The following is a 10,812-nucleotide window of genomic DNA, read 5'->3' on the forward strand; positions in this document are numbered from 1 at the left end:
GTAAAGGAGGTGATCCAACCACAGGTTCCCCTACGGTTACCTTGTTACGACTTCACCCCAGTTATGAATCATAAAGTGGTAAGCATCCTCCTTTTTTCAAAGGTTAAATAACTTACTTCTTTTACAACCCACTTCCATGGTGTGACGGGCGGTGTGTACAAGGCCCGGGAACGTATTCACCGTAGCATTCTGATCTACGATTACTAGCGATTCCGACTTCATAGAGTCGAGTTGCAGACTCTAATCCGAACTAAGATATAATTTGTGAGATCCGCTTACTTTTACAAGGATGCTTCTCTTTGTATATACCATTGTAGCACGTGTGTAGCCCTGGTCGTAAGGGCCATGATGACTTGACGTCGTCCTCACCTTCCTCCGGTTTATCACCGGCAGTCTTCTTTGAGTTCCCAGCCTAACTGATGGCAACAAAGAATAAGGGTTGCGCTCGTTGCGGGACTTAACCCAACATTTCACAACACGAGCTGACGACAGCCATGCAGCACCTGTCTCATGGTTCCCGAAGGCACTAAAATATCTCTATTAAATTCCATGGATGTCAAGACCAGGTAAGGTTTTTCGCGTTGCATCGAATTAAACCACATGCTCCACCGCTTGTGCGGGCCCCCGTCAATTCATTTGAGTTTTAACCTTGCGGTCGTACTTCCCAGGCGGTCGACTTAACGCGTTAGCTACGAAAGCTATAAGTCAAGCTTACAACCTTCAAGTCGACATCGTTTACAGCATGGACTACCAGGGTATCTAATCCTGTTTGCTCCCCATGCTTTCGCACCTGAGCGTCAGTATTCGTCCAGGGAGCCGCCTTCGCCACTGGTATTCCTCCAGATATCTACGCATTTCACCGCTACACCTAGAATTCTACCCCCCTCTACGAAACTCAAGTTAATCAGTTTCAAATGCAGTTCCTAAGTTAAGCTTAGGGATTTCACATCTGACTTAATTAACCGCCTACGTGCTCTTTACGCCCAGTAATTCCGATTAACGCTAGCACCCTCCGTATTACCGCGGCTGCTGGCACGGAGTTAGCCGGTGCTTCTTTTACAAGTAACGTCAGTAATAAAATGTATTAAATTTTATTATTTCTTTCTTGTTGAAAGTACTTTACAACCCGAAGGCCTTCTTCATACACGCGGCATAGCTGCATCAGGCTTTCGCCCATTGTGCAATATTCCCCACTGCTGCCTCCCGTAGGAGTCTGGACCGTGTCTCAGTTCCAGTGTGGCTGATTGTCCTCTCAGACCAGCTAGAGATCGTAGCCTAGGTAGGCTTTTACTCTACCTACTAGCTAATCTCGTCTGGGTTCATCTAATGGTATAAGGTTTTATATAAAAATATAAAATCCCCTACTTTGGTCTTTTAAAAGACATTATGAGGTATTAGCTATCGTTTCCAATAGTTATCCCTCTCCATAAGGCAGATCCCCAGATATTACTCACCCGTCCGCCGCTTGCCGACAATAAAAAAAGTAAAACTTTTCTTATCTCGTTGCCGCTCGACTTGCATGTGTTAAGCTTGCCGCCAGCGTTCAATCTGAGCCATGATCAAACTCTTCAATTTTATATAAATAATTTAACAAAATAAACTTATAAATTTTTTACAAATAAATCTATAAATTTAATACTCTCTTAAAAAGAGAATCCTTAAAAGTTTTTTATAAATTTTTAAAGAACTATAAAATTAACAATAATTATATTACATCTATTAAATAAATAGTCAAGTACTTTATTTTAACTTTTTATAAAAAAAATTTTATGTTTTTAATTTTTTAAAAATATGAAAGTTTTTTTTTAAAAAAATATTTTTAATTTTACCTATATCTTTATTAATTTTTGTATAATAAACAATATTTTTTTTTATATCTAATAAATTTTTATTATATTTAATTATTTTTTTAAATTTATAAGTAATATATTTTTTAGCATCTAAAAATTTTATGTTTTTAGGTAAAATAATTTTTAGTTCATTTATAATTAATGGAAAATGAGTACAACCTAATATGATAGTATCAGGAAATATTTTTAATCTATACCAAGGAAAAAAAATTTTTTTAATTTTACTTAATATAATTTTATATCCTAACAATTTTTGTTCTGCTAAAAAAACTAATTTAGGAGATGATATAATTTTTATTATATATTTTTCTTTTAATAAATTAATTTTATTTTTTATTTTATAATTTTGTAATGTAGTATTTGTAGCTAAAAAACCAATTACTTTATTTTTTGTTTTTTTAATAGCTAAATCAATTACAGGAGTTACACCAATAATAGGAAAACTAAAATATTCTTTCAATTCAGGTAAACTTGTAATACTAGCTGTATTACATGCTATAATAACTAATGAAATGTCGTGGTATAATGAAATTTTTTGTAAAATTCTAATTAAACGTTGTAAAATAAAATTTTTTGATTTACTTCCATATGGAAAATATTTATTATCTAATAAATAAATAAAATTTATATTTAAAAAAATATTTTTGATATAATTATATATTGTAATACCACCTAATCCAGAATCAAAAATAAAAATAGTAGTTTGTGATGTTAAAGATTTTTTTGTCATAAATATCCTAATTTATTATATTTTATATATTAAAATACTTAATATTTAATATTAAATAATATAAAATATTTATTTTAACAAATAATTTTTTTAAAAAATATCTAAATTAAATTTGTGTAATAAAATTATGAAAAAACTAATCTATTTAGATTATGCTTCTACAACGCCAGTTGATAAACAAGTATTACAAGAAATGAAAAATTATTTTACTATAAAAGGAATATTTGGTAATCCTTCTTCTTACTTACATTTATTTGGTATAAATGCAAAAAATGCTGTTGAAAATGCTAGGATAAACATATCCAATATTATTGGTAGTAAAAAAGAAGAAATAATTTTTACTTCTAGTGCGACAGAATCTATTAATTTAGCAATTAAAGGAATAGCATTTAATTACTTAAATAATAAAAAAAAAAATATTATTACAAGTTTTATAGAACATAAAGCTGTATTAGAAACTTGTAATTTTATAAAAAAATTAGGTGTAAAAATTATATATATTAAAAATTCTCGTATAGGAAAAATTAATTTAAATATATTAAAAAAAAAAATTACAGATGAAACTATACTAGTTTCAATAATGCATATTAATAATGAAATAGGTATTATAAATGATATAAATAAAATTGGTTATATTTGTAAAAAAAAAAATACACTTTTTCATGTAGATGCCACACAAAGTGTAGGTAAATATTCATTTAATTTAAAAAATATGAATATCGATTTATTATCATTTTCAGCTCATAAATTTTATGGTCCTAAAGGAATAGGTGTTTTATATATAAAAAATAATAAAAAAAAAATTAATTTGTTACCATTAATACATGGTGGTGAACAAGAAAATAGTTTAAGGTCAGGAACGTTAGCTGTACATCAAATTGTTGGTATGTCTACTGCATTAAAAATTGCTAATTCTATAATGGAACAGGAAAAAAAAAGAATAACATTTTTAAAAAATAAATTATGGAATGGAATAAAAAATATTCAAGGTATATATTTAAATGGTAATTTTAAAGATAGTTCTCCATATATAATAAATATAGGTTTTAAAAATATTTTTAATAAAATACTCATACTAGAAATGAAAAATATTGCAATATCTACTTCTTCTGCATGTAATTCAAATAAACATCATTTATCATATGTATTAAAATCATTAGGATTAAATGATAAATTAATTAAAAGTTCTATTCGTATTTCTTTTGGTAAATTTACTACTGAAAAAGAAATAGATTATACAGTTAAAAAATTAAATTTTATTATTAAACAAATTAAAAAAAAATATTAATAAATATAAACTTATAATTATAAATATTTTTTATAAATTTTAAATAATATGTACAGAAGTTGTATTTGTAGTTCCACTGGATACTAAAGCTCCAGAAACCATTACAATAACATCTCCTTTTACTGCATATTTACTAGATAATGCTACTTTTTTACCTATTATATAAAAATCATCTGTAGATGATATTTTATTAACTAATTTAGGTATTATCCCTTTACTTAAAATTAAATGTTTTACTGTTTTTTTGTTTGTAGTTAAAGCTAAAATTATTGATTTAGGAAAATATTTTCTAATAGCTTTAGCTGATTTACCTAATTGAGTAGCTACAATTATTAAAGGAGCTTTTAGTTTTTCTGCTATTTCAACTGCACTACGACATACAGCATCTGTGATGCTCATATCATTATTATGATAATAATTAATTCTATTAGTCATAGTAATATCTGTTCTTTCACAAATTTTGGACATAATAGATAAAGCTTCTAATGGATATTGTCCTGTAGCACTTTCTCCAGACAACATTACGGCATCAGTTCCATCTAAAATAGCATTAGCTACATCACCTGCTTCTGCTCTAGTTGGTCGAGGATTTTTTATCATAGAATCTAACATTTGTGTTGCTGTTATAACTATTTTACCTAAAAAATTACATTTTCTTATAATCATTTTTTGAGCGAAAATTACATTTTCTACAGGAATTTCTACCCCTAAATCTCCTCTTGCAACCATTATTCCATCAGATACATTTAATATTTCATTAAAATTATTTAATCCTTCTTGATTTTCAATTTTAGCTATAATTTGAATATCATTACCATTATGTTTTTTTAAAAATTTTCTTATTTCTAAAATATCTTGTTTTTTACGAATAAAAGAAGCTGCAATATAATCTATTTGATTTTGACATGCAAAAATTAAATCATATTTATCCTTTTCTGATAAAGAAGGTAAATTAATAGATATACCAGGTAAATTAATACTTTTATTTTCTGATAATTTTCCATTATTTAATATTTTACAAACAATATTATTATCAATGATTTTTATTACTTTCATGGAAATTAAACCATCATCTATTAATATTTTATTGCCAATTTTCAAATTTTGAATTAAATAAGGATATGTAATTGCAACAAGTTTATCATTACCAATAATTGTTTGATTTGTTGTTAATGTAAAAATTTTTCCAGATTGTAAGTCTACATCTTTACCTTTATATAATTTCATAGTACGTATTTCAGGACCTTTTGTATCTAATAAAATTGCTGCATGTATACCTGTTTCTTTAATTAAATTTTTTAATTTATTTATTCTTTTTTTATGATCATTATGGGTGCCATGTGAGAAATTTAATCTAGCAACATTCATACCTAATTTTAAAAATTGAGATAAAACATATGCAGATTCTGAACTAGGTCCTATAGTACATACTATTTTTGTTTTTTTCATAAGATTTATATTTCCTGAATATATTTAATTAAATATTATAAATTTTAAAAAAAATTAAATTTAATTTATATAATAAAAAATATATTATATATATTTTATAAAATAAATTTTATTTAAATTTATTTACAGATTAATTTTTTTAATTTATTTTTAATATTTTTTATAATAATATTGATACTTTCTGATCTAGAAGTAGTTAAATATTTATCAAAAGATAAATTTTTAAAATATGTTTGAATATTAAAATTAATAATTTCATCATAATTTTTTTTATTATAAAAAATAAAAATCATTGTTAATAATCCTCTAATAATAGAAGAATCACTATCACCTTTAAATTTTATATTATTATTAGAATCAATTTCGAGTAATACCCAAACTCTACTTTGACATCCTGGTATCATATTTTCTAAAGAATGTTTTTTTTTTGATAAAATAGGAATTTTATTACCTAATTCTATTAGGTATAAATATTTTTCTTCCCAATTACTACAATTTAAAAAATTATTTTCAATTTCATTTTTACTGGGTAAATTATATGACATATATTATTGTTTATTTAATAAATTTTTTATATATACCAATCTATCTATAAAATAATCAATATCATTTTTATTATTATAAATAGAAAAAGAAATTCTACACATAGATTTTACTTTATAAAATTTCATAACAGGAATAGAACAATGATGACCAGTACGTATTGCAATACCATATTGATCTAAAAAACTACCTATATCATAGGAATGATAATTAGTTAAATTAAATGCAATTATACCAATTCTATTAATACTAAAATATTTTTTTCCAAAAATTTTAATTTTTGAAATAGAATGAAATTTTTTTAAAGTATATTTTGTTAAATATTGATTGTGTTTAATAATATCATTTATATTAAATGACATAAACCATGATAAAGCAACACCTAAACCTATAATACCCTCTATATTAGGAGATCCCGCTTCAAATTTCCAAGGTATTTTTTCCCAAATAGGATTATTTTGATATATATCTACAATCATTCCCCCTCCACCTTGCCATGGAGGAATAGATTTTAATATTTTTTTTATACCATATAATACTCCTACCCCAGTAGGACCAAAAATTTTATGACCTGAAAATACAAAAAAATCACAACCTAATGTTTGAACATCAATTTTTTTAATTGAAATTGCTTGAGCGCCATCAATTAAAGTAATAATATTTTTTTTTTTAGCTATTTTAATTATAGTTTTAATTGGATTAATAGTTCCTAAAACATTAGAAATATATGTAATAGATATTAAACAAGTATTTTTATCAATTAACTCATTAATTTTATATAATTTTAAATCCCCGTTTTTATCTAATGGTATAACACGGATATTAAATCCTATTTTTTGAGATAATATTTTCCATGGAATAATATTAGAATGATGTTCCATTTCAGATATAATAATATTATTATGTGATAAGATATTTTTTATACCCCAAGTATTAGCAATTAAATTAATACTTTCTGTAGTACTTTTAGTAAAAATTATTTCTTCTGTGTGTTTTGCATTAATAAAACGAGCTATTTGAATACGTACTTGTTCCATTTTTTTAGTTGCATTTATACTTAAACTATAAATACCTCTATTAACTGAAGAATACTCATTTTTATAAAAATTACTTAATGAAGAAATTACTTTTTTTGGTTTATGGACAGTAGCTGCATTATCTAAATAAATAAGTTTATTCCCATTAATTTTTTTTGAGAAGATAGGAAACTGTTTCCTAACATTTTTTATATTAAAACTCATTAAATATATTCTCTACTGACAAATAACATAATATTTTTTGTAAGATTTCATTTTTTATAATATTATTACTAATTTCATCTAAAGAATCCAATATAAAAGATATAAGTAAAATACTATATGATTTCTTTAAACTAATACCTCTAGTCCTTAAAAAAAAAATTTGATTGTAATTTATTTTTCCAGTAAAAACACTATGTGTACATTTTACATCATTATTTAAAATATCTAAATAAGGTTGGATATTTATTTTAGATAATTTATTTAATAGTAAAACACTATAATTTAATTGTCCATTAGTTTTAATAGCATGTTTATTTATTTTTAGTAATCCTATTAAATTTATTATTGATTGATCTAAAGTAACTGCCTTATGTATTTGTACACTACAAGAATTTTTTTTATCATGTTCTAAATAGTTATTTATATTTATAATATTAGAATTTTTAGAAAATGATAAACTATTATATACTAATTTTGTTTTTTCTCCTAAAAATTTAAAATTATTATTTTGATTAATATATTGATTTGACATTAATACATCATATTTTTTATAAGAAACATTATTATATAAAATAAATTCATTGTTAATAGAACAAAAATTATTATTAATAATATTATTATTAGTAATAAAAGTATAATGTTCTAATTTAGAATTATTATTTATAATAAAAGTATTATAAACGTTATTAATGTATAATTTATCTGTATTTATATAATGTTCTATTATAGTAGAAAAAATATTTTTTACATAAATAAAATTTCTATAATTAAATATAGCAATTTCATTTTTTTTATTTTTATCATTAAAATATACTATATATAAAGGTTTTTTACTATTAATATTTTTTGTATGATTAATATCAATTAATATATTTTTTTTAGTAAAAGATTCAGATAAATAATGATAAATATTTTTTTTAAAAAAATTATTATTATGATTAGTATAGTTAATATTAATTTTATAATATTTATTATTTATATTACTAAATTTTTTATTAATTTTACCATTAATAAAAAATAAAATAACTGCATCTATTGGAAATAATAATTTAAATAATTTATTATTATTATTAATAGGTAATGATTTAGAGTTAATTAATAAATTATTATTTAAATATTTAAATAATAATTTTTGATTATCATATAATAATTCTTTTTTTAAAAAATTTTTTAATTTATATAAATCTGTTTTTGATTTATTAAAATAAAAATATTTTTTATTTAATTTATAAAGATTTTTAAATTTGTTATATATATTATCTTTCATTAATACACTCATATCCATATTGATCTAAGTCAGAAAGAATATTCATATTTCCTGATTTTATAATATTTTTATTATATAAGATATGTACATAATCAGGATTAATATAATCAAGAATACGACGATAATGTGTAATTATTAAAAATGATCTATTTGGATTTTTCATGAAATTAATTATTTTAGATACTAATTTTAAAGCATCTATATCTAATCCAGAATCAATTTCATCTAAAATACAAAAATCTGGTTCTAATACAAACATTTGTAGTATATCATTAATTTTTTTTTCTCCCCCAGAAAAACCAACATTTACAAATCGTTGTAAAAATTCTTTTTTTTTCCCTAAAATTTTTATTTTTTCATTTATAATTTTATTATAAGTAAATCTATCTAATATATTATTTTCTTTATATTTTTTGATTGCTTTTAGAGCATTAAATAAAAATATATTATTAGTAACTCCAGGTATTTCAATAGGATATTGAAAAGAAACAAAAATACCTTCTCTTGCTCTAATTTCTGGTTTTAAATATAATATATTTTTTTTTTTAAAAAAAACTTCCCCTTTAGTAATAATATATCCTTTTTTACCAGATATTACATATGATAATGTACTTTTTCCAGAACCATTAGGGCCCATAAGAGCATGAATTTCTCCTGAATTTATAGATAAATTAAATTCATTTAAAATAATCTTATTATTTATATTAACACATAAATTTTTAATTTTTAACATAGTTTTTTAAATTTCGATTATTAAATATATTATTTTACCCGATACTATTATCTAAATGAATAGATAATAATTTTTGTGCTTCAACTGCAAATTCTAAAGGAAATTTTATAAAAATTTCTCTACAAAATCCAGTAATAATAAGAGATATTGTATCTTCCATATTTAATCCTCTTTGTAAACAAAAAAAAATTTGATCTTCTTCTATTTTAGAAGTAGAGGCTTCATGTTCAACTTGTGCCGTATTATTTAATATTTTTAAATTAGGGTATGTATGTGTACTACATTTAGAACCAATTAAAATTGAATCACATTGAGTAAAATTACGAGAATATTTAGCATATTTATTAATATAGACTAATCCACGATAAGTATTTTTACTTTTTTCTGTAGAAATACTCTTAGAAATAATTGTTGATCTTGTATTTTTACCTATATGTATCATTTTAGTTCCAGTATCTGCTTGTTGATTACCATTAGTTAATGAAACAGAAGAAAATTCTCCAATCGAATTATCCCCTTTTAAAATAACACTAGGATATTTCCAAGTAATAGCTGCTCCTGTTTCTAATTGTGTCCAAGACATTTTACTATTTTCTCCATAACATATTGCTCTTTTAGTTACAAAATTTAAAATACCTCCTTTATTATTTTTAGTACCTGAAAACCAATTCTGTACAGTCGAATAATTTACTTGTGCATTTTTATGTAAAATTACTTCGACTACAGCGGCATGTAATTGATAATTTTTTCTAATTGGAGCGGAACAACCTTCGATATAATTTACATAACTGTTTTCATCGGCAATTAAAATAGTACGTTCAAATTGACCAAAATTTTTTTGATTAATTCTAAAATAAGTAGATAAATCTATGGGACATTTTGTATTTTTTGGAATATAAATAAATGTACCATCAGAAATTACAGCTGCATTTAATGCAGCAAAAAAATTATCATCAGGGGGGACTACAAAACCTAAATATTTTTGAACTAATTTAGGATAATGTTTAATAGCATAATTTAATGAACAAAAAATTATTCCTTTATCTAAAAGTTTTTTTTGATTAGTTGTAATAACTGAAACAGAATCAAAAATAGCATCAATTGCTATATTTGAATTATCTTTAATAGGAAGTTTTAATTTATGAAAAGTTTTTTTAACTTCAGAAGTAAAATATTTATTTTTTACATTATTATTTAATGTAGTATATAAAGGAGCTGAATAATAAATATATTTTTGATAATTTAATTTTTTATAATATCCATTTAACCAATGAGGTTCAGTTTTATTTATCCAAAAATTATATCCCTTAAGTCTAAATTCTAACATCCATTTTGGTTCATTACGAATTTTAGAAATTTTATATATAATATCCATATCAATTCCTGGAATAAATTTTTTATTTTTTAATTTAGTAAAAAAACCTTCTTTATACATATTTTTTTTTTTTAAATATTTAGAATTAATATTCATGTTATTTGTTTTTTTATTTAAAAGTAAAACTTTTTTTACATCCACAAAATTGTTTAATTTTACTATTATGAAATTGAAAAAATTGATAAAAATTATCTTTTACGAAATCAATAATAGTACCATCTATAAAAGTAAGATCTTTATTATCAATAAAGATGCATATTTTATCTTTTTGAAATAAAATTTCATTTTTTAATAATTTATTTGATAATAAAATATTATATTTAAATCCAAAACAAC

The 10,812-nt window shown here is 22.9% G+C and carries 9 protein-coding genes and 1 rRNA gene; 1 reads left to right on the top strand and 9 read right to left on the bottom strand.

Annotated elements, in window-relative coordinates:
* Positions 1-2: 2 nt before the first annotated feature.
* Positions 3-1,575 (bottom strand): 16S ribosomal RNA (locus GJT96_RS01795).
* Positions 1,576-1,767: 192 nt separating this feature from the next.
* Positions 1,768-2,580 (bottom strand): glutamate racemase, encoded by an 813-nt coding sequence (gene murI, locus GJT96_RS01800; RefSeq protein WP_169780499.1) that lies wholly within the window; start codon positions 2,578-2,580, stop codon positions 1,768-1,770.
* A gap of 127 nt (positions 2,581-2,707) precedes the next feature.
* Between murI and GJT96_RS01805 the strand changes: the two genes are divergently transcribed.
* Positions 2,708-3,868 (top strand): cysteine desulfurase family protein, encoded by a 1,161-nt coding sequence (locus GJT96_RS01805; protein ID WP_169780500.1) that lies wholly within the window; start codon positions 2,708-2,710, stop codon positions 3,866-3,868.
* A gap of 39 nt (positions 3,869-3,907) precedes the next feature.
* Here GJT96_RS01805 and pykF read toward each other — a convergent pair whose 3' ends face one another.
* From pykF to GJT96_RS01840, 7 genes are all read right to left on the bottom strand, one after another.
* Positions 3,908-5,317, bottom strand: coding sequence for a pyruvate kinase PykF (gene pykF / locus GJT96_RS01810; RefSeq protein ID WP_169780501.1), 1,410 nt, complete (start codon positions 5,315-5,317; stop codon positions 3,908-3,910).
* A gap of 119 nt (positions 5,318-5,436) precedes the next feature.
* Entirely contained in the window at positions 5,437-5,862 is a 426-nt protein-coding gene (gene sufE / locus GJT96_RS01815; RefSeq protein WP_169780502.1) for a cysteine desulfuration protein SufE, read from the bottom strand.
* Positions 5,863-5,865: 3 nt separating this feature from the next.
* The gene (locus GJT96_RS01820) at positions 5,866-7,101 is read right to left on the bottom strand and encodes a SufS family cysteine desulfurase (protein ID WP_169780503.1); all 1,236 of its coding nucleotides are present in this window, start codon (positions 7,099-7,101) and stop codon (positions 5,866-5,868) included.
* A complete protein-coding gene (locus tag GJT96_RS01825) occupies positions 7,091-8,386 on the bottom strand; it encodes a SufD family Fe-S cluster assembly protein (protein ID WP_211080504.1) in 1,296 nt (431 codons plus the stop codon). The genes GJT96_RS01820 and GJT96_RS01825 overlap by 11 nt, the downstream gene beginning before the upstream one ends.
* Complete coding sequence (gene sufC, locus GJT96_RS01830; RefSeq protein ID WP_169780505.1) at positions 8,358-9,101, bottom strand: Fe-S cluster assembly ATPase SufC; 744 nt, start codon at positions 9,099-9,101, stop codon at positions 8,358-8,360. The genes GJT96_RS01825 and sufC overlap by 29 nt, the downstream gene beginning before the upstream one ends.
* Before the next feature lie 34 nt (positions 9,102-9,135).
* The gene (gene sufB / locus GJT96_RS01835; RefSeq protein WP_169780596.1) at positions 9,136-10,572 is read right to left on the bottom strand and encodes a Fe-S cluster assembly protein SufB; all 1,437 of its coding nucleotides are present in this window, start codon (positions 10,570-10,572) and stop codon (positions 9,136-9,138) included.
* A gap of 13 nt (positions 10,573-10,585) precedes the next feature.
* Positions 10,586-10,812: iron-sulfur cluster assembly accessory protein (locus GJT96_RS01840; RefSeq protein WP_169780506.1), on the bottom strand; the 227-nt coding region annotated here is incomplete at its 5' end.

The organism is Enterobacteriaceae endosymbiont of Donacia piscatrix, from assembly GCF_012569525.1.
Taxonomy (GTDB): Bacteria; Pseudomonadota; Gammaproteobacteria; order Enterobacterales; family Enterobacteriaceae.